Source organism: Pseudomonas sp. OTU5201, from assembly GCF_038440135.1.
Lineage (GTDB): Bacteria > Pseudomonadota > Gammaproteobacteria > Pseudomonadales > Pseudomonadaceae > Metapseudomonas > Metapseudomonas resinovorans.
On the sequence record NZ_JASATC010000046.1, the window covers coordinates 15,947 to 36,379 of the forward strand.

The 20,433-nt window shown below is 63.7% G+C and carries 20 protein-coding genes; 18 read left to right on the forward strand and 2 right to left on the reverse strand.

Going from position 1 to position 20,433, the window contains the following annotated elements:
• Positions 1–87 precede the first annotated feature (87 nt).
• Positions 88–975: a LysR family transcriptional regulator gene (locus AAHM40_RS22850; protein WP_342246715.1), complete on the forward strand. Its 888-nt coding sequence runs from the start codon at positions 88–90 to the stop codon at positions 973–975.
• Positions 976–1,113: 138 nt separating this feature from the next.
• Here the strand turns inward: AAHM40_RS22850 and rlmE are convergent, their stop codons facing one another.
• On the reverse strand, positions 1,114–1,734 hold the full coding sequence (gene rlmE / locus AAHM40_RS22855; RefSeq protein WP_028628065.1) for a 23S rRNA (uridine(2552)-2'-O)-methyltransferase RlmE: 621 nt from the start codon (positions 1,732–1,734) through the stop codon (positions 1,114–1,116).
• Positions 1,735–2,005: 271 nt separating this feature from the next.
• On the opposite strand from rlmE, the gene AAHM40_RS22860 reads away from it, so the two are divergent.
• The 16 genes from AAHM40_RS22860 (at position 2,006) to AAHM40_RS22935 (ending at position 18,451) form a co-directional block, all read left to right on the forward strand.
• Entirely contained in the window at positions 2,006–3,634 is a 1,629-nt protein-coding gene (locus tag AAHM40_RS22860; protein ID WP_342246716.1) for an NAD(P)/FAD-dependent oxidoreductase, read from the forward strand.
• Positions 3,635–3,645: 11 nt separating this feature from the next.
• Complete coding sequence (locus AAHM40_RS22865) at positions 3,646–4,377, forward strand: TrmH family RNA methyltransferase (protein WP_342246717.1); 732 nt, start codon at positions 3,646–3,648, stop codon at positions 4,375–4,377.
• 467 nt (positions 4,378–4,844) lie between these two features.
• Positions 4,845–5,711: a formyltetrahydrofolate deformylase gene (gene purU / locus AAHM40_RS22870; protein ID WP_342246718.1), complete on the forward strand. Its 867-nt coding sequence runs from the start codon at positions 4,845–4,847 to the stop codon at positions 5,709–5,711.
• Positions 5,708–6,631 carry a bifunctional methylenetetrahydrofolate dehydrogenase/methenyltetrahydrofolate cyclohydrolase FolD gene (gene folD, locus AAHM40_RS22875; protein WP_342246719.1) on the forward strand — a complete coding sequence of 308 codons (924 nt, stop codon included), beginning with the start codon at positions 5,708–5,710 and terminating at the stop codon, positions 6,629–6,631. The genes purU and folD overlap by 4 nt, the downstream gene beginning before the upstream one ends.
• The gene (locus tag AAHM40_RS22880) at positions 6,613–7,854 is read left to right on the forward strand and encodes an FAD-dependent oxidoreductase (RefSeq protein WP_342246720.1); all 1,242 of its coding nucleotides are present in this window, start codon (positions 6,613–6,615) and stop codon (positions 7,852–7,854) included. Before folD ends, AAHM40_RS22880 begins: the two co-directional genes overlap by 19 nt.
• Before the next feature lie 54 nt (positions 7,855–7,908).
• Positions 7,909–8,211 carry a sarcosine oxidase subunit delta gene (locus tag AAHM40_RS22885; protein ID WP_342246721.1) on the forward strand — a complete coding sequence of 101 codons (303 nt, stop codon included), beginning with the start codon at positions 7,909–7,911 and terminating at the stop codon, positions 8,209–8,211.
• Positions 8,208–11,114 (forward strand): FAD-dependent oxidoreductase, encoded by a 2,907-nt coding sequence (locus tag AAHM40_RS22890; protein WP_342246722.1) that lies wholly within the window; start codon positions 8,208–8,210, stop codon positions 11,112–11,114. The genes AAHM40_RS22885 and AAHM40_RS22890 overlap by 4 nt, the downstream gene beginning before the upstream one ends.
• Before the next feature lie 3 nt (positions 11,115–11,117).
• Complete coding sequence (locus tag AAHM40_RS22895; RefSeq protein ID WP_342246723.1) at positions 11,118–11,687, forward strand: sarcosine oxidase subunit gamma; 570 nt, start codon at positions 11,118–11,120, stop codon at positions 11,685–11,687.
• 132 nt (positions 11,688–11,819) lie between these two features.
• Positions 11,820–12,608 (forward strand): IclR family transcriptional regulator, encoded by a 789-nt coding sequence (locus AAHM40_RS22900; RefSeq protein WP_342246724.1) that lies wholly within the window; start codon positions 11,820–11,822, stop codon positions 12,606–12,608.
• A 483-nt stretch (positions 12,609–13,091) separates the two neighbouring features.
• Positions 13,092–13,682, forward strand: coding sequence for an amino acid synthesis family protein (locus AAHM40_RS22905; protein ID WP_028628075.1), 591 nt, complete (start codon positions 13,092–13,094; stop codon positions 13,680–13,682).
• Between the two features lie 26 nt (positions 13,683–13,708).
• On the forward strand, positions 13,709–14,542 hold the full coding sequence (locus tag AAHM40_RS22910) for an alpha/beta fold hydrolase (RefSeq protein ID WP_342246725.1): 834 nt from the start codon (positions 13,709–13,711) through the stop codon (positions 14,540–14,542).
• Positions 14,539–16,020 carry an aldehyde dehydrogenase gene (locus tag AAHM40_RS22915; RefSeq protein WP_342246726.1) on the forward strand — a complete coding sequence of 494 codons (1,482 nt, stop codon included), beginning with the start codon at positions 14,539–14,541 and terminating at the stop codon, positions 16,018–16,020. The genes AAHM40_RS22910 and AAHM40_RS22915 overlap by 4 nt, the downstream gene beginning before the upstream one ends.
• A 12-nt stretch (positions 16,021–16,032) precedes the next feature.
• Complete coding sequence (locus AAHM40_RS22920; protein WP_342246727.1) at positions 16,033–16,518, forward strand: flavin reductase family protein; 486 nt, start codon at positions 16,033–16,035, stop codon at positions 16,516–16,518.
• 141 nt (positions 16,519–16,659) lie between these two features.
• Complete coding sequence (locus tag AAHM40_RS22925; RefSeq protein WP_028628079.1) at positions 16,660–17,049, forward strand: carboxymuconolactone decarboxylase family protein; 390 nt, start codon at positions 16,660–16,662, stop codon at positions 17,047–17,049.
• 81 nt (positions 17,050–17,130) lie between these two features.
• Complete coding sequence (locus AAHM40_RS22930; protein WP_342246728.1) at positions 17,131–17,883, forward strand: GntR family transcriptional regulator; 753 nt, start codon at positions 17,131–17,133, stop codon at positions 17,881–17,883.
• Positions 17,884–17,887: 4 nt separating this feature from the next.
• The gene (locus tag AAHM40_RS22935) at positions 17,888–18,451 is read left to right on the forward strand and encodes an NUDIX hydrolase (RefSeq protein WP_342246729.1); all 564 of its coding nucleotides are present in this window, start codon (positions 17,888–17,890) and stop codon (positions 18,449–18,451) included.
• Positions 18,452–18,753: 302 nt separating this feature from the next.
• Here the strand turns inward: AAHM40_RS22935 and AAHM40_RS22940 are convergent, their stop codons facing one another.
• A complete protein-coding gene (locus AAHM40_RS22940; RefSeq protein WP_342246730.1) occupies positions 18,754–19,047 on the reverse strand; it encodes a DUF1330 domain-containing protein in 294 nt (97 codons plus the stop codon).
• Positions 19,048–19,127: 80 nt separating this feature from the next.
• Here AAHM40_RS22940 and ribBA point away from each other — a divergent pair, with 80 nt between their 5' ends.
• Positions 19,128–20,237 carry a bifunctional 3,4-dihydroxy-2-butanone-4-phosphate synthase/GTP cyclohydrolase II gene (gene ribBA, locus AAHM40_RS22945; RefSeq protein WP_342246731.1) on the forward strand — a complete coding sequence of 370 codons (1,110 nt, stop codon included), beginning with the start codon at positions 19,128–19,130 and terminating at the stop codon, positions 20,235–20,237.
• The last annotated feature ends 196 nt before the right edge of the window (positions 20,238–20,433 follow it).

Sequence of the window (20,433 nt, forward strand, 5' to 3'; positions counted from 1 at the left end):
AGCAGAATTCTCCGGCACGAACAAAAAGAATGGAATTCATTGAATTTTCCAGAGACCTGTTCCATAAGGGAACAAAAGGAGGGGCAAATGGACAGGTATTCCGACATGGCGATCCTGGTCGCCGTGGTTGACGCGGGCGGCTTTTCGCCAGCCGCCCGCAAGCTCAACATGACCCACTCGGCGATCAGTAAGCGTGTTCAGCGGCTGGAGGAGCGACTCGGTGCGCAGCTGTTACTGCGCACGACACGGTCGATGACACTGACGGACGCTGGAGGGAGGTATGTGCGCGAAGCCCGGTCGATCCTCGAGGACATCCAGGCTTTGGAAGCTGCGGTTGTACATGATTCCGATGCACCGATGGGGACTTTGAAAGTTACTTCTTCAAGTGCGTTCGGCCACCATCATATAGTGCCGGCCGTCGTCGACTACATGCGGCAATATCCTGGAATAAAGGTAAATCTGACTCTGACGGATGCGATTGTCGATATCAGACACGAACGCATTGACGTGGCGATAAGGAGCGGTGCGCTAAGCGATCAAAGCCTTGTAGCGCATAAACTCGCGTCAAATGAACGTCTTATTTGCGCATCCCCAGAGTATCTCGCCGCACATGGGGTGCCGGCGAAGCCTTCCGACCTCTCCGGGCATCTATGCCTAAAACTCAACTTTGAAAGCCGTTTCAACGACTGGGAGTTTCGTTCATCTTCCAGCCGGGAGATTCGAATAGAGGGAGACTTTACCTGCAATAGCCTCGAAGCGATTCGCACTGTATGCCTGGAGGGCGCTGGAATCGCTCGCCTGCCCGAATACATGGTGAACGACGACCTGAAGGCAGGCCGTCTTATCCCGCTGCTACAGGAATTTTCACGGTCGTCCAGCTCCGCGATCTATGCGCTCAGGGCTGCAAGCGACTTCGTGCCAACCAGAACTCGGGCGTTTATCGAGTTTCTCTCAGACCGATTCGCTTCGACGTGATTTGGGCGTTTGATCAACGCAAGATCGCCAGCCCTGTCCAGTGGCAAATTGCATCGTCGAGTCAAAGCCAGCCAATCAATGACGTCCGCTACCGGCCCCAGGCCGTGAACAAACGTTTTGAGTGCTTGGGCTGACGCCTTAGCCTTTGAACCCCTTCCCCACCAGGTAAACCTCCCTCGAACGCGGCCGCGACGCCTCTGGCTTGCGTATCACCACCTTCTCGAATGAGGTGCGAACGTCCTTCAGAAACTCGTCGGAGCCTTCGCCCTGAAAGACCTTGGCCACGAAGGTGCCATTGGGCTTGAGCACCTGCCGGACCATATCGAGGACGAGTTCGACCAGGTACATCGAAGACGCCTGGTCAGCGGCAGCGACGCCGCTGATATTGGGGGCGATGTCGGAGATGATCAGATCGGGCTGGTTGCCGTCGAGCTTGTCGAGGATCTGTTGGAACACGGCATCGTCGGTAAAGTCGCCCTGGATGAAGTCGACATTATCGAGTGGGTCCATCGGCAGGATGTCGCTGGCCAGAACCCGTCCCTTCTCGCCCACGAGACGCCCGGCTACCTGCGACCAGCCGCCGGGGGCGGAGCCAAGATCCATGACCAGCATGCCGGGGCGTATCAGCTTGTCCTTCTCGTTCAGCTCGATCAGCTTGTAGCTGGCACGGGAGCGCAAACCATCCTTCTGAGCCCGTTTGACGTAGGGATCGTTGACGTGTTCATCCAGCCAGCGACGGCTGCTTTTGGATCGTTTCATGATAGAGCCAACCACGGAGAATCAATGTGAGGAGCGGACCGATGCATGGGGCAGAGGGGAAGCGGTCGGACGCTGAGCGGCGGCAATTATAAGCCGATAACACGGTGCAGGTTACATTCGCGGGCAGGATCGCACAGCGCCGACCAGCACGGCGCCTTCCGGCGAACCATCGGGCCAGGCCTGACAGGTGCTGGCGGCGGCGGGTACAATTCGCGCCTCACTCTCCCCTCTGTTGCTTCCTTTGCCGGAGTCACCGGCCAGGATTACCGCCATGATTCGCATCAACGAACTGTCTCTGCCCCTCGATCACTCCGCCGATGAGTTGCGCAAGGCCATCATCAATCGCCTGAACATCAGCGACGCCGATCTGCTGAACTTCACCGTGTTCAAGCGCAGCTACGATGCCCGCAAGAAGAACAGCGTCATTCTGTTCATCTACATCATCGATCTGGAGGCCCGCGACGAGGCGGCGATTCTGGCGCGCTTTGCCGATGACCACAACATACGTCCAGCTCCGGACACCCACTACTATCCAGTAGGGCAAGCGCCGGCCGACTTGAGCGAGCGGCCGCTGGTCGTGGGCTTTGGCCCCTGTGGATTGTTCGCGGCGCTGTTGCTCGCGCAGATGGGGTTCAAACCCATCGTGCTGGAGCGGGGCAAGGATGTGCGCAGCCGCACCAAGGATACCTGGGCACTGTGGCGCAAAAAGATCCTGACCCCGGAATCCAACGTACAGTTCGGCGAGGGGGGTGCCGGCCTGTTCTCGGACGGCAAGCTCTACAGCCAGATCAAGGACCCCAAGTTCTACGCCCGCAAGGTCGTGCATGAGTTTGTCCGCGCCGGCGCTCCGGCAGAAATCATGTACGTGAGCAAGCCGCACATCGGCACCTTCCGTCTTACCGGCGTGGTGTCCACCATGCGCGAGGAGATCATCGCCCTCGGCGGCGAGGTGCGCTTTGAAAGCAAAGTCACCGATCTGCTGATCGACGATGGCCAGCTTGAGGGGGTGGTGCTGGCCAGTGGCGAAACCATTCGCAGCCGCCATGTCGTGCTAGCGCTGGGCCACAGTTCCCGCGATACCTTCCGCATGCTGCATCGGCAGGGCGTGTTTATCGAGGCCAAGCCCTTCGCCGTGGGTTTCCGTATCGAACACCCGCAGGGCATGATCGACCAGGCCCGCCTGGGCAAGTATGCCGGCCATCCGGAGCTCGGCGCCGCCGACTACAAGCTGGTGCATCACGCCAAGAATGGCCGCGCCGTCTACAGCTTCTGCATGTGCCCCGGCGGCACCGTGGTGGCAGCCACTTCCGAGCCGGAACGCGTCGTGACCAACGGCATGAGCCAGTACTCGCGCAACGAACGCAATGCGAATGCCGGCATCGTCGTCGGCATCAACCCGGAGGAGGATTTCCCGGGCGGCCCGCTGGCCGGCGTGGAGTTCCAGGAACGCCTGGAATCCCGCGCCTACGAATTGGGCGGCAGCGACTACTGTGCGCCCGCGCAACTGGTGGGCGATTTCATTCGCGGCGTGCCGTCAAGCGAATTTGGCGAGGTGGAACCCTCCTACAAACCCGGCGTACGCCTGGGCGATCTTGCACCCTCGCTGCCGGCCTATGCGATCGAGGCCATCCGCGAAGCGCTACCGGCATTCGGCAAGCAGATCCGCGGTTTTGATCGCCATGACGCCGTGCTAACCGGTATCGAAACCCGCACGTCCTCCCCGGTCCGTATCACCCGCGACAACGAGACGCTGCAAAGCCTCAACCTGCGCGGCCTGTATCCGGCCGGTGAAGGCGCCGGCTATGCGGGGGGCATTCTGTCGGCGGGCGTGGATGGCATCAAAGTCGCCGAAGCGGTGGCCAAGTCGCTGCTGTCTCAGACTGACGTGCAGAGCAACTGAGCGCCGCATTGATGAAACTCGACGACATCAAGAAACTCCACCAAAAAAAGTACCGGGCCGAGTTCGGTCATTTTCTGGTGGAGGGCGAACATCTGTTGCTGGAACTGCAAAAAGCGGCCCTGCAGAATCCACGGCTACTGCGCAGTCAGCTGTATGTGACCGGCGCCTATGAGCACTGGCAAAGTCCGTTTGAAACCCATGTGATCAACGACCGCCAAATGGCGCAGATCGCCGACACCAAAACACCGCAGGGAATTATTGCGCTGGTGCCAATGCCGGCGACCGCCTCGCCGGTTGCTGCGCCCGCTATTAACGAGCGCGCCATCTACCTGCATGAAATCCAGGACCCGGGCAATCTCGGCACCATCCTGCGCACATTGGCGTGGTTCGGTAATTTTCGCTGCCTGCTCAGTCCCGGCAGCGTTGATCCGTATAACCCCAAGGTCGTGCGCTCCAGCATGGGCGCCATTTTTCATGCGCCCATGGAGCTGGATGTGGAACTGGATTCCTTGCGCACGCGCTTTAAGCGCATCGCCTGCCTGGATATGAATGGCGAGCGCTTGCAATCGGCCAGTTTCAAATCGTTCGATTGTTATCTGTTCGGCAACGAAGCACGCGGCGTGCCCCGCGAGCAGTTGCTCGCACTCAACGCCCAACCTTTCACGATTCCCGGTTGTGGCGCCATCGAATCGCTGAACCTGGCCACGACGGTCAATATGTGCGCGTACGAGCTGAACAGATAGAGGTTTGCAGAGCCCGGCCAGTCCCGCGCCTTTCAACGACCCGGGATAGTTCGACACGGGATTGATGGTCGTTGCCGGGCCGGCCGCATCAGCCTGAGTGCCGTCATCGCGATGCCGTCGTAGGTTGGCACCGAGCGCAGCGAGGCCCAACGCAGCGAGGCCAACGCAGCAAGGCATGGGCGCATGGCCCACTCCGCCGATGGCTATCGCCCCGCTCGACCCATCCTACACGCGGTAGCGGGGTCGGCCGGGGGCGTCGGCTTCAGCCACGTCTCCACCCGCAAAACTTTCCTCTCACGATAAAAATTTTCCCAACAGGCTAGACCTGCACCTTCGCTTCGCCTATAAAAGCGCCACAGGAATTTTATTTTCCTACCAGTAAAAATTCTTCACGGACGAAATCCAGTTTTACCCACGCAATTTTTCCGCCTTGCGATGAGCTGCCGCCCCCCAATCGAGGACCCGACATGCAACACGCCACCAGCCACTTCATCCTCAAGATCAGCTGCCCGGCCACGTCCGGCATCGTTGCGGCGGTGACCACCTACCTAGCAGACAAGGGTTGCTACATCAGCGAGATGTCGCAGTTCGACGACGACACCAGCGGCCGCTTCTTCATGCGCGCGGTGTTCCGCTTCAACGACCAGTACGAAGGCGACATCGATGAGGTCGAGCAGGGTTTCGACGCGGTGGCTCGGCGCTTCGAGATGGACTGGTCCCTGCACGGCACTGCCCAGCCGATGCGCGTGCTGCTGATGGTGAGCAAGTACGACCACTGCCTGTCCGACCTGCTCTATCGCCACCAGAAGGGCGAGATGGACATGCAGATCACCGCCATCGTCTCCAACCACCTGGACCTGCGGCCGATGGCCGAGCGCGAGGGCATCCGCTTCATTTACCTGCCGGTGACCCGCGACACCAAGGCCCAGCAGGAAGCCGAGCTGATGAAGATCGTCGACGAAACGCAGACGGAGCTGGTGGTCCTGGCCCGTTACATGCAGATCCTCTCCGATGACCTGTGCAAGCAACTCTCGGGACGCGCCATCAATATCCACCATTCCTTCCTGCCCGGCTTCAAGGGCGCCAAGCCCTATCACCAGGCCTACGAGCGTGGCGTGAAGCTGATCGGCGCCACCGCGCACTACGTCACCTCGGACCTCGACGAAGGCCCGATCATCGAGCAGGAAGTGCAGCGCGTGGACCACGCCTACCTGCCCGATGACCTCGTCGCCGTGGGCCGTGATACCGAAACCGTGGCCCTGTCCAAGGCGGTGAAATACCACCTAGAGCACCGGGTCTTCCTCAATGGCGACCGCACGGTGATCTTCCGGTGAACACGCAAACCGCTCCGAAACTGATCGACGGCAAGGCCGCCGCCACGCGCGTGCTGGCCGAAGTGGCCGAAGAGGTGCGCGAGATGAAGATTCTCGGCATCGAGCCCGCGCTCGCCGTGGTGCTGGTCGGCCAGGACCCGGCCAGCCAGGTCTACGTGCGCAACAAAGTGCTGCGTGCCGAGGAATGCGGCATCCGTTCGCTGGAACACACGTTGCCGGCAGACACGGCTGAAGCCGACCTGCTGGCACTTATCCACAGTCTGAATACCGACGACAGCGTGCACGGCATCCTCGTGCAGTTGCCGCTGCCGGCGCACATCGATGAAACCCGCGTGCTGCAAGCCATCGACCCGCTGAAGGACGTCGACGGCTTCCACGCCGAGAACGTCGGCGGTCTCAGCCAGGGCCGCGACGTGCTCACACCTTGCACCCCGGCCGGTTGCCTGCGCCTGTTGCAGGACACCTGCGGCGACCTCGCCGGCAAGCATGCCGTGGTCATCGGCCGCTCCAACATCGTCGGCAAGCCGATGGCCGCCCTGCTGCTCAAGGCCCATTGCTCGGTGACCGTGGTGCATTCCAAAAGCGCCAACCTGCGCGAGCTGTGCCGGCAGGCGGACATCGTCGTCGCCGCCGTCGGCCGCCCGCGCCTGGTGGATGCCGACTGGCTGAAGCCCGGCGCCGTGGTCATCGATGTGGGCATCAACCGCATCGAGGAAGGCGGTCGTTCCAGGCTCGTAGGAGATGTGGACTTCGATTCCGCCCTCACCCGCGTCGCCGCCATTACCCCGGTTCCCGGCGGCGTCGGCCCCATGACCATCGCCTTCCTGATGAAGAACACCCTGGCCGCGGCGCGCCTCCAGCACCCGGCACCCATCATCCTTGCCCAGCTTCCGGAGGCGCCATGCCTTTCAATCTCCTGAAATACGGCCTGAGCTCCGAATACCAGGTGGAGGTGGACCTGCCGCCGCCCACGGAACTCAAGTCTTCTTATGACGTGGTCATCATCGGCGGCGGCGGCCACGGCCTGGCCATCGCCTACTACCTGTCGAAGTACCACGGCATCACGAACGTCGCGGTGCTGGAGAAGTCCTATCTCGGTGGGGGCAACACGGCGCGTAACACGGCAGTGATCCGCTCTAACTACCTCACCTCCGAGGGGGTGCGCTTCTACGCCGAGTCGGTGAAGTTGTTCCAGAACCTCTCCAACGAGTTCGACTTCAACATCATGTATTCCGAGCGCGGCCAGCTCACCCTGGCCCACACGGATGCCACAGTGCGCGCCTTCCGCCAGCGCGCCGAAGTGAACAAGCACTTCGGTGGCCGCACCGAGATGATCGACCGCCAGCAGATCCGTGAACTGGTACCGACCCTCAACCTCGACCCCGGCCACTTGCCGGTGCTCGCCGGCCTCTGGCACATCGACGGTGCCACCGCCCGCCACGACGCCGTGGCCTGGGGCTACGCCAAGCAGGCGGCCAAGCGCGGGGTGGAAATCCACCAGCTCACTGAAGTCCAGGACCTGGTGATCGAACAGGGCCGCATCACCGCCGTGAAGACCAACCGCGGCACGGTGAAATGTGGCTGTGCGGTGCAGGCCATCGCCGGCCACAGCTCGCTGATGCTGGCCAAGGCGGGCATCCGCGCGCCGATCCACACCTACCCGCTGCAGGCAATGGTGACCCAGCCGTTCAAGCCCTTCCTCGACCCGCTGGTGAGTTCCTCCGCCCTGCACTGCTACGTGCAACAGACCAGCCGCGGCGAGATCGTCTTCGGCGGCGGCTCCGACCCCTACCCGCTGTACAACACCCGCTCCACCCTGGACCTGAAGGAAAGCCTGCTGGCCCACGCCATCGAGATGTTCCCCTTCATGGCCAACGCCAAGCTGATGCGCCAGTGGGCGGGCATCACTGACATGACCCCGGACTACAGCCCGATCATGGGCCTGTCGCCGGTGCAGAACTATTACCTCGACGCCGGCTGGGGAACCTGGGGCTTCAAGTCCACGCCCATCTGCGGCAAGACCATGGCCGAGCTGGTGGCCAGCGGCGGCAAGGTGCCGGAGCTGATCAAGCCCTTTGCCCTGGAGCGCTTCAGCACCTTCCAGCAGGTCAACGAAATGGGCGCCACGGCCGCCAGCCACTGAAAAACCTCCCCTCTCCCGCTTGCGGGAGAGGGGCCGGGGGAGAGGGTTTACCAGATGAAGATCATGAATTGCCCATTGAATGGGCCCCGCAACATCAGCGAATTCACCTACGGCGGCGAGTTCAAGCAGATGCCCGATCCGGCCACCTGCACCGACGCCGAATGGGCCGACTACGTGTTCAACAGCGACAACGCCGCCGGCGTGGTGCGCGAGTGGTGGATGCACAACGCCTCCAGCTACTGGTTCCTCGCCGAGCGCCACACGGTCACCGACCAGATCATTCGCACCTTTGACCCGAAGGAACTCTTCACCCAGCGGGTCGAATTCGCCTCGCACACCCAGGAGATCGCCGGATGAGCCAGCCCAGCCGCCTCCCCGCCCCCATGGGCCTGCTGATCGACCGCGACCAGCCATTGGCCTTCGATTTCGACGGCACCGCTTACCAGGGATTTGCCGGCGACAGCATCGCCAGTGCCCTGCTCGCCAACGGCCGCTGGCTACTCTCGCGCTCGTTCAAGTACCACCGCCCGCGTGGCCCGCTGACCATGGCCGGGCAGGACGCCAACACCCTGGTGCAGCTGCCGGACGAGCCCAATGTGCTGGCCGATGCACAGGCGATTCGCTCGGGGCTCAGCGTCACCGCGCAGAACGTCAACGGCAGCCTGGACAACGACCGCGACGCCTACCTCGGCAAGTTCTCCAAGTTCATGCCGGTGGGCTTCTATTACCGCTCCTTCTACAAGCCCAAGGGCATGTGGAAGGTCTGGGAGCCACTGATCCGCAAGAAGGCGGGCCTCGGCGTGCTCGACCTCAACTTCAAGCCAAAGGTCTACGACAAGGCCTATCTGTTCGTGGATGTAGCCATCGTCGGCGCCGGCCCCGCTGGTCTCTCCGCCGCGCTCACCGCCGCCAATGCCGGCGCCAAGGTGCTGCTGATCGAGCAGCAGCCGGTGCTCGGTGGCTCGCTCACCTATGCCCGCTTCGATGTGGAAGGACGCCGCGCCGAGCTGCTGCGCCGCGAGCTGGTGGCAGCGGTCGAAGGCCACGCGAATATCCAGGTGTTGAAAGAAGCCACCTGCAACGCCTGGTTCACCGAGAACTACCTGCCGGTGATCCAGGGCCGCCGGATGTATAAGGTGCGGGCCAAGCAATGCATCGTCAGCGCCGGTTCCTTTGACCAACCGGTGGTGTTCCGCAACAACGACCTGCCCGGCGTGATGCTCACCAGTGCTGCCCAGCGCCTGATGAAGCTGTATGCGGTGAAGCCAGGCAAACGCGCCGTGGTGCTCACCGGCAACGACGACGGCTACCTCGCCGCCCTCGACCTCGCCGAGCAGGGCGTGCAGGTGGCGGCCCTGGTGGACATGCGCCAGCAGCCCGCCGACGCCGCGCTGAAAAACGCTGTGGAAAAGCAGGGTATCCCCTGCCACCTCGGCAGCACGGTTTATGAAGCCCTGCACGAGAAGGGCATGCGCCATGTCAGCGGTGTAGATATCCGCCGCATCACCGCCCAGGGCCAGGTGGCCGAGCACGGCCTGCAACTGTCCTGCGACCTGCTGTGCATGTCCGCCGGCTACATGCCCGTGTACCAGTTGCTCTGCCAGGCCGGCGGCAAGCTGGCCTACGAGGAACAGCGTGCCGAGTTCGCCATCAGCGGCCTGCCGGTAGGCCTGGCCATCGCCGGCTCGGTGAACGGCCGCCACAGTCTGGACAACGTGCTGCTGGATGGTGCCCAGGCCGCCGCGCACGCCAGCAAGGCCCTCGGCCTGGAGGCCGGCATCGGCGAAGCCCGGTTCAATGGCGAGGCGCGGGTCAACTTCGACTGGCCGATCTTCCCCCACCCCAAAGGCAAGGATTTCGTCGACTTCGATGAAGACTTGCAGGTGCGCGACATCGTCAACGCCACCCGCCACGGCTATCGCGACGTGCAACTGGTGAAGCGTTTCTCCACCGTCGGAATGGGCCCGTCCCAGGGTCGTCATTCGGCGCTGCCCACCGCACGTCTGGTGGCCCATGCCACCGGCCGCAGCATCAGCGAAACCGGCGTGACCACCGCGCGACCTCCGTTCGAGGCGGAGAAGCTCGCCCACGTTGCCGGCCGCGCGTTCGACCCCTACCGGCAAACGCCCATGCACAGCCGTCATGTGGCCGCCGGTGCCAAGCTGATGCCGGCCGGCATCTGGCAACGTCCGGCGTTCTACGGCAAGGCCGAGGACCGCGAACGCTGCATGCAGGAAGAGGCCCGCCATGTGCGCGAGCAGGTCGGCCTGATCGACGTCTCCACCCTGGGCGGTCTGGACGTGCGCGGCCCGGACGCGGCCGAGCTGCTGGAGCGCCTCTACACCCTGCCCTTCAAGAAGCAGCCGGTGGCACGCACCCGCTACGCGCTGATGACCAACGAGCACGGCGTGGTGATAGACGACGGCGTCTGCGCGCGCCTGGCCGACAACCACTTTTATGTCACCGCCACCACCAGCGGTGTCGACCGCATCTACCAACAGATGCTCAAGTGGAACGCCCAGTGGCGCCTGAACGTGGACATCGCCAACGTCACCGCCGCCCTGGCCGCGGTGAACCTGGCCGGCCCGCTGTCACGCAAGGTGCTGGAGAAGCTCTGCGAGGATGTCGACCTGTCCGCCGAAGGCTTCCCCTACCTTGCCGTACGCACCGGCACCGTGGCCGGCATTCCGGCGCGGCTGATGCGAGTCGGCTTCGTCGGCGAGCTGGGCTACGAAATCCACGTGCCGGCCCGCCACGGTGGCAAGCTGTGGGATGCACTGATGGCTGCCGGCACCGAGTTCGGCATCCGCCCGTTCGGCGTCGAGACCCAGCGTCTGCTGCGTCTGGAAAAGGGCCACGTGATCATCAGCCAGGACACCGACGGCATGACCCATCCGGGCGAGATCGACATGGAATGGGCCATCGGCCGCAAGAAGGCCTTCTTCGTCGGCAAGCGCTCCATCGAAATCCTCGAAACGCAGCCGCTGAAACGCAAACTGGTGGGCTTCACCCTGCCCAAGGGCAGCGCGCAGCCGCTGGAAGGCCACCTGGTGCTGAACGGCCCGGACATCAGCGGCAACGTCACCTCCTGCGAGTACTCCGGCACCCTCGGCCAGATCATCGGCCTGGCCTACGCCGGCGCCGACCAGGCCGAACCGGGCTCTTTGATCCCGATCCGCGTCGAGGGCGGCCAGGTGGTCCAGGCCACCGTGGTGCAACTGCCCTTCTTCGACCCCGACAACAAGCGCCAGGAGCTCTGAGCCATGACCAGCCTCAATACCATCGAGCGCTGCGCGCTCATCGACCTCACCGACCTGCCGCGCCTGGGCTTTCGCGGCATCGACGCCGCAGCCTTTCTCAACGAACGCGGCTACACGCTGCCGGAGGCGCCCAACCGGGCGCTGACGCAGGAAGACGGCGCAATGGTGGCGCGCCTGTCGCAGACCGAGTACCTGCTGCTGGGCAGCCTCGCCGACCGGGGCGAACGCATCGCCACCGAAGAGGCAGGCTGGCAGCTCAGCGACAAGGGCAACTACCTGCTGCCGCGCCAAGACAGCCACGCCTGGTTGCAACTCTCCGGCCGCCACGTGGCGGAGGTGATGGCCAAGGTCTGCGGTGTTGACCTGCGCCCCGAAGCCTTCCCGGTCGGCGCCGTGGCACAGACCTCGGCAGCGCGGATCAACGTCATCGTGATCAATGCCGGAACGGACGAGCTGCCGCGCTTCCACATCCTCTGCGACCGGGCATCGCTCGACTATTTCCACGGCGCCATGCTGGATGCCATGGACGAGTTCGGCGGCCAGCCGGTGTCGCTGGAGGCCTTGCTGGCCTGAATCGTTGGGTCTCGCTGCGCTCTACACCCACCTACGAGCCCCGCAACCGTAGGATGGGTGGAGCGCAGCAATACCCATCGACACCCGCCCATGCCCCACGTTTTCCTTTACCTGGTTCAGAGGGAGGCCCCGATGACCGCCATCGAAACCCCGGAACGGGAAGCCGACTACCGCGTGCCCGCCCTGCAACGCGGGCTGACCATCCTCGGCATGTTCAATGCGCGGGTGCGCAGCCTGAGCATGAACGAGATGGCCGAACGCCTGGCGGTCAGCCCCTCGGCCGTCTACCGCATCGTGCAGACGCTCGTGGACATGGGCTACCTGCAGAAGGCCGGGCGCAGCGCCTTCGAGCTGGGTCCCCAGGTGATTGCGGACGGTTTCGTCTACCTGGCCAGCCGCGACATCGTCGAAGTGGCCATGCCCTACCTCAACGAGTTGCGCGACCGGACTTCGCTGTCCTGCCACCTGAGCATCCGCGAACAGACCGAGAGCCTTTACCTCTACCGCGCCTTCGCGCCCCAGCGACTGACGGTGAACATCCCCATTGGCACCCGCCTGCCGTGCCACAGCACCGCACTGGGCCGGGTGCTACTCACCGCACTGGACGAAGTCGAGCTGAGCCAGCTCTACCAGCACGTGCGCCTGGACGACTATCCGCCGCCGGCGCCGCGCACCCTGCCCGAGTTGCAGCAACTGATCCGCCAGGACCGCGAGCGCGGCTGGGTACTGCACCGTTCAGACTATTCCACCGCCATCGCCACCGGCATCCGCGACCACAGCGGCAAGGTGGTCGCCGCCATCAACCTCTCCGGCCCCGATGCCGTGATGGACAGCCCCGATGCCCAGGCCACCTTCCTCCAGGCCCTCGGCCAGACCCAGGCGCTGATCTCAGCGCAACTCGGGGCTCCAGGATTCGCCTGACGCACGCCTGCTTCTTGTAGGAGTGAACTCATTCGCCAAGGGACGCGCAGCGGCCCAATTGGTCCTCTGGGCCGAGCCTGCGGTTCGGTTGGCGAATGAAATGACTATGTCTGCATGACGTGTTGCAAGCACCTGCATCGCCTGTAGGAGCTGGCTTGCCAGCGAATGGCGGCGTTTCGCTGGCAAGCCAGCTCCTACAAGGGTCTTGGCCCGAGGGTAAATCTCTCGCAACCGCTAACGCAGACATAGCGAATGAATTCGCCCCTACAGGATTAGTGGAATCTCGTATTACGGTATTCCATATTTTCCCGTATCCTTCGCGCCCCTTCCGCCGCCCACACGGCGCGGCGGTCTTGGCCTTTCTCCCTTCTCGAACAACCTTCCGTCGCCAAGGACCGCCCTCCCCTGGCGACTGACTCTTGCATATTCAATATTATGGTATACCATCAGACAGCAAGAGACTTCCCAAACCAGGAGAGCCCAATGAGCTTCGAAATCCGCAAGATCGTCAGCTACGTGGAAGAGACCTTCATCGAAGGCGGCAAGGCCACCGACAAGCCGGTGACCATGGTGGGGCTGGCTGTGGTGATCAAGAACCCGTGGCTCGGCCGTGGCTTCGTCGAAGACCTCAAGCCCGAGATCAAGGCCAACTGCTCCGACCTCGGTGCGATGATGGTTGAGCGCCTGACCGCTGCCATCGGCGGTGCCGCGAAGATCGAGGCCTACGGCAAGGCTGCCGTGGTCGGCGCCGACGGCGAGATCGAACACGCGTCCGCGGTTATCCACACCCTGCGCTTTGGCAACCACTACCGCCAGGCGGTGAATGCCAAGAGCTACCTGAGCTTCACCAACAAGCGCGGCGGCCCGGGTACCTCGATCCAGATTCCGATGATGCACAAGGACGACGAAGGCCTGCGCTCCCACTACATCACCCTTGAAATGCAGATCGAAGACGCACCGCGTGCCGACGAAATCATCGTCGTGCTGGGCGCCGCCAACGGTGGCCGCCTGCACCCGCGCATCGGCAACCGCTACATCGATCTGGAAGAGCTGGCCGCCGAGCAAGCCCAGTAATCCCAAGGCCCGTGCAGGAGCGATCCATGATTCGGCTCACCGCTGAACGCACACCGGCCGGCACCAGTTATCTGGCGACCGGCCAAGGCCACCCCGTGGTACTGATCCACGGGGTCGGCCTCAACAAGGAAATGTGGGGCGGCCAGATTGTCGGCCTGGCCCCGCAATTCCAGGTCATCGCCTACGACATGCTGGGCCATGGCGCCAGTCCGCGCCCGGAAACGGGCACCGGGCTGCAAGGCTATGCCGAGCAACTGCGTGAACTGCTGGAGCACCTGAAGCTGGAACGGGCGACCGTTATCGGCTTTTCCATGGGTGGCCTGGTGGCACGGGCCTTCGCCCTGCACTACCCGCAGCATATTGAAGGGCTGGTGATCCTCAACAGCGTGTTCAACCGCAGCGCCGAGCAGCGCGCCGGGGTGATCGAACGCACTCGCCAGGCCGCCGAACACGGCCCGGACGCCAACGCCGAAGCGGCCCTGTCGCGCTGGTTCAGCCGCGAGTACCAGGCGGCCAACCCGGCGCAGATCGCCGCCATCCGCCAGACCCTTGCCAGCAACGATCCGCAGGGCTATCTGACTACTTATGAGCTGTTCGCCACGCAGGACATGTACCGCGTGGACGACCTGGGCAGCATCAGCGTGCCGACCCTGGTCGCCACCGGCGAACTGGACCCGGGCTCGACGCCCGAAATGGCCCGGCAACTGGCCGAGCGCATTCCCGGCGCCCAGGTGGCGGTGCTCGACGAGCAGCGGCATATGATGCCGGTGGAGTCGCCGCGTCTGGTCAACCAGGTGCTGCTGGATTTCCTCCAGCACGCGCAGACCCTACAGAACCAAGCAAAGGGGATCGTCGCATGACGCTCGCACGCTTCCAGATGTGCATCGACGGCCAATGGGTCGATGCACTGTCCGGCAAGACCTTCCAGAGCCTCAACCCAGCGCTCGCCGCACCCTGGGCGGAACTGCCCGACGCTGACGAAGCGGATGTCGAACGTGCCGTGCAGGCGGCCCAGAAGGCGTTCGAAAACCCGGCCTGGCGCGGTCTTTCCGCGACCGCGCGGGGCAAGCTCTTGCGCCGCCTGGGCGATCTGATCGCCGAGAACAAGGAACACCTGGCCCAGTTGGAAAGCCGTGATAACGGCAAGCTGATCCGCGAAACCCGCGGCCAGGTCGGCTACCTGCCGGAGTTCTTCCACTACACCGCGGGCCTGGCGGACAAGCTCGAAGGCGGCACCCTGCCGCTGGATAAGCCCGAGCTGTTTGCCTACACGGTGCACGAGCCGCTGGGCGTGGTCGCCGGGATCATCCCGTGGAACAGCCCGCTTTACCTGACCGCGATCAAGCTGGCCCCGGCCCTGGCCGCCGGCAACACCATCGTCCTCAAGCCTTCCGAGCACGCCTCGGCGACCATCCTCGAACTGGCGCGACTGGCCCTGGAAGCCGGTATCCCGGCGGGCGTGGTCAACGTAGTCACCGGCTTCGGCCCGAGCACCGGCGCGGCGCTGACCCGCCATCCGCTGGTGCGCAAGATCGCCTTCACCGGCGGCGCCGCCACCGCGCGCCACGTGGTACGCAGCAGCGCGGAGAACTTCGCCAAGCTGTCGCTGGAACTGGGCGGCAAGTCGCCCAACATCATCTTCGCCGATGCCGACCTGGACAGCGCCATCAACGGCGCCGTGGCCGGCATCTACGCCGCCTCCGGGCAGAGCTGCGTAGCCGGTTCGCGCCTCTTGGTGCAGGACGCAATCTACGATGAATTCGTCGAGCGCCTGGTAGCCCGCGCCCAGCGCATCCGCATCGGCAACCCACAGGACGAGAGCAGCGAGATGGGCCCCATGGCCACCGCGCAGCAACTCTCCGTAGTCGAAGGCCTGGTCGCTGACGCCCTCGCCGAAGGCGCGCGCCTGCGCATGGGCGGCAAGCGCCCGGCAATCGACGAGCAGGGCTGGTACTACGAGCCGACCCTGTTCGAGTGCGACAGCAACTCGATGAAGATCATGCAGGAAGAAGTCTTCGGCCCAGTGGCCTCTGTCATTCGGTTCAAGGACGAGGCGGAAGCCCTGGCGATCGCCAATGACTCGCAGTTCGGCCTGGCCGCCGGCATCTGGACCCGCGACCTGGGCCGCGCCCACCGCATGGCCCGTGACGTGCGTTCCGGGATCATCTGGGTCAACACCTACCGCGCGGTCTCGGCCATGGCGCCCATCGGCGGTTTCCACAACAGCGGCTACGGTCGCGAGAGCGGCATCGATTCGGTGCTGGCCTACACCGAGTTGAAAACGGTGTGGATCAACCTCTCGCAGGCACCGATGCCCGACCCCTTCGTGATGCGCTGAGAGGACATTCCCATGATCGAACCCGGCATCTACAAAGAAGTGATGGGCTCCTTCCCCTCCGGCGTCACGGTGGTCACCACACTGGATTCGGAAGGCGATATCGTCGGCATCACCGCAAGCGCCTTCAGTGCCCTGTCCATCGACCCGGCTCTGGTGCTGTTCTGCCCCAACTACGCCTCGGACACCTACCCGATCCTGCGCGACAGCAAGCAGTTCGCCATCCACCTGCTCTGTGCCGACCAGCAGGCCGAAGCCTATGCCTTCGCCAAGAAGGGCAAGGACAAGGCCAAGGGCATCGACTGGCACCTGAGCGAGTTGGGCAACCCGCTGCTGACCAAGGCCACCGCGATCATCGAATGCGAACTGTGGCGCGAGTACGACGGCGGTGACCACGCGATCATCGTGGGGGCGGTGAAGAACCTGATCCTCCCCGAGGGCGAGGTCACGCCCATGCTCTACCACAAGGGCAAGCTGGGCGCCTTGCCGGAGATTTCCTGAGTCACCTTCAGGGCCGCTGGTCGCCACTCTCGACAGCGGCTCTTTTTTATTGCCGTACCTGTAGGAGCGGGCTTGCTCGGGAACCTGTCCCAGGAGCCTTCGCTGGCAAGCCAGCTCCTACCGAAGAAAAGGAGTCCCCCGATGAGCAACGAGAAATACGAAAAAGGCCTGGAGATCCGTACCCAGGTGCTGGGCGAGGCCTATGTGAACAAGTCGATCCAGAACGCCGACGACTTCACCCGCCCGCTGCAGGAACTGGTCACCGAGTACTGCTGGGGCCACGTCTGGGGCCGGGACGGCTTATCGCTGAAAGAACGCAGCATGATAAACTTGGCGATGATTTCGGCGCTCAACCGCCCCCACGAGCTGAAGCTGCATGTTCGCGGCGCCCTGCGTAACGGCCTGTCCCGCGAGCAGATCCGCGAGATCCTCCTGCAAGTCGGCATCTACTGCGGTGTACCGGCGGCAGTGGACAGCTTCCGCATCGCCCGCGAAGCCTTCGCCGAGGCCGACGCAGAGGCACAAGGTTGACCGCCGGCACCACCCGATGATGGAGCGCGCGTACGTGCTCCTTCATTCCTTCTACGGACAGCCATAACCAGAGCGGACCACATGAAACGCTTGCCCCTCGACGACAGCTTCAAGGTCAACCGCAATCCCGTCACCCTGCGCGAGATCGTCCTCGACAAGCTGCGGGGCGCCATCCTGAACTTCCAACTGCTGCCGGGCGACCGTCTGGTGGAGCGCGACCTCTGTGACCGCCTGGGCGTCAGCCGCACGTCCGTGCGCGAAGCCCTGCGCCACCTGGAGTCTGAAGGCCTGGTAGAATTCGCCGATGCCAAGGGGCCGCGCGTGGCCATCATCACCCTGGAAGACGCCTGTGATATCTACGAGCTGCGCTGCGTGCTCGAAGGCCTGATCGTCCAGCTCTTCACCCTCAACGCCAAGGCCAAGGACATCCGCGCCCTGGAAAAGGCCCTGGCGGAGAACCGCGAAGCCCTTGAGGAAGGCGACCTGCAACAGGTGCTGGAGTCGGTCCAGGGCTTCTACGACGTGCTGCTGGAAGGCTCCGGCAACCACATCGCCGCCACCCAGCTGCGCCAGCTACAGGCGCGCATCAGCTACCTGCGCGCCACGTCCGTCTCCCAGGAGAACCGTCGCGGCGCCAGCAACCAGGAAATGGAACGCATCGTCGAAGCCATCAAGAGCGGCGACCCGCTGGCCGCCCACCAGGCGTCGGTGGACCACGTGCGCGCCGCCGCCAAAGTCGCCCTGGACTACCTCAAGTCCAAGCAGGACGAGCCGGGCAAGGTCCGCGAGATCGCCAGCCCCATCGCCCTGAAAGAGCCGCGCATCGGGCGCTGATGACATGCCCTCCCCGCGCTTCTGTCCCGGTTGTGGCAGTGGCGGCCTGAGCCGCCAGTGCCCCGCTGGGGACACCCACGAAAGGCTGGTGTGCGCGGACTGCGGCTACGTCCACTACGAAAACCCGAAGATCATTGCCGGCTGCATCATCGAGCAGGACGGCAAGTACCTGCTCTGCCAGCGCGCCATCCCGCCGCGCCCCGGTACCTGGACGCTCCCGGCCGGCTTCATGGAAAACGGCGAAACCACCGAGGAAGCGGCCCTGCGCGAAGTCTGGGAAGAGAGCGGCGTACGCGCCGAAATCGTCTCGCCCTACTCCATCTTCAGCGTGCCGAAGATCAGCGAGGTCTACATCATCTTCCGCGCCATCGCGCTGGAAGAAACTGGCCAGCATGGCCCGGAAACCCTGGACTACCGCTTCTTCGCCCCCGAGGACATCCCTTGGGACGCCATCTACTACCCGGCCATCCGGCAGATCCTCGAACGCTATATCGAGGAACGCCAGGCGGGGGTGTACGGCATCTACATGGGCAATGACGATACCGGGAAGATTCACTTCATCCGCTAACGATTGCTCATTCGCTTGAACATGTAGGGGCGAATTCATTCGCCAAGCAGGCCAAAGGCCTGCCCTTAAATTGTCCGGGGGCGCTTCGCACCCCTTGGCGAATGAATTGGCTATGTCTGCATGACGTGTTGTAGGCAGCTGCATTGCCCGTAGGAGCTGGCTTGCCAGCGAATGGCCCCGTTTCGCTGGCAAGCCAGCTCCTACAAGGCACTTGGCCAGAAGGTAAGTCGCTCGCAACAGCTAACGCAGACATAGCCATTGAATTCGCCCCTACAGGAAAATCGCAGCCAGGGAGGCGCCAATCAAGGCTCCACTCCCTCCACGATGATCACCTCCGCCTTCGCCACGCCCTGACGATATCCACAGGCTTCCTGGTATTCCGCCGAGCGGTAGCAGGCCAGGGCCTGGTCATAGGATTCGAACTCGATCACCACGCTACGCTGGGGAGTAGCGCGGCCTTCCATCGCCTCTGAACGGCCGCCACGGGCCAGCAGCTTGCCGCCATATCTGGCGAAGGCGGCTGGGGCGCGGCGGGTGTATTCGCTGTAGCGTTCCGGGTCCGTCACATCGACGTGGGCGATCCAGTAAGCCTTCATGCTGACCTCTGCAGTTCCGGTTAAATTGGTATTATGGTATACCAGAAACCTTTCCCATTGATCCAGCCAGGTGTCGCACCATGCCGTTCAATCGCATCGAAGAAATCATCGAAGACTTTCGCCAGGGCAAGATGGTCCTGCTGGTGGACGACGAGGACCGCGAGAACGAGGGCGACCTGCTACTGGCGGCGGAAAAATGTACCCCCGAGGCCATCAACTTCATGGCCCGCGAAGCCCGTGGCCTGATTTGCCTGACGCTGACCGACGAACACTGCGAACGCCTCGGCCTCGAGCAGATGGTGCCGGCCAATGGCAGCGCCTTCGCCACCGCCTTCACCGTCTCCATCGAGGCGGCCAGCGGCGTGACCACCGGCATCTCCGCCGCCGACCGCTCCCACACCGTGCTCACCGCCGTGGCCCCTGAGGTCACAGCAGATGACCTGGTACAGCCCGGCCATATCTTCCCGTTGCGCGCCCGCGAGGGCGGCGTACTGAACCGCGCTGGCCACACCGAAGCCGGCTGCGACCTGGCCCGCCTGGCCGGTTTCACACCGGCTTCGGTGATCGTCGAAGTGATGAACGATGACGGCACCATGGCCCGCCGCCCGGACCTGGAAGCCTTCGCCGAGAAGCACGGCATCAAGATCGGCACCATCGCCGACCTCATCCACTACCGCCTCAGCACCGAGCACACCGTCACCCGCATTGGCGAGCACGAGTTACCCACCGTGCATGGCACCTTCCGCCTGGTGACCTACGAGGACCGCATCGAGGGCGGCGTGCACATGGCGATGGTGATGGGTGATATCCGACGTGACGAACCAACCCTGGTGCGGGTTCACGTGATCGATCCGCTGCGCGATCTGGTGGGCGCCGAGTACAACGGGCCGAAGAACTGGACCCTCTGGGCCGCCCTGCAAAAGGTGGCGGAAGTCGGCCACGGCGTGGTGGTTGTCCTGGCCAGCAACGAATCCTCCCAGGCCCTGCTGGAGCGCGTACCGCAGCTCACGCAGCCACGCCGCCAGTTCAGCCGCTCGCAATCGCGCATCTACTCCGAAGTGGGCACCGGCGCGCAGATCCTCCAGGATCTGGGTGTGGGCAAGCTGCGCCACCTCGGCGCCCCGCTGAAGTACGCCGGCCTCACCGGCTATGACCTGGAAGTGGTAGAGACCCTGCCGTTCGAGGGGTGAGCCCCTCCCCGGCTCCTACAAGAACAAGTGCCAACCAGGTAGCCCGGATGCAATCCGGGAGCAAGGGTGCATGCAATTCCCGGATTCCATCCGGGCTACTTCTCCTATGGGGCCCCCACTCACCATCACCTCCTGGGATTCAGCGACAACCGGCAACGCGGAGGACTTGCACAAAGTTTGGAATACCATAATATGA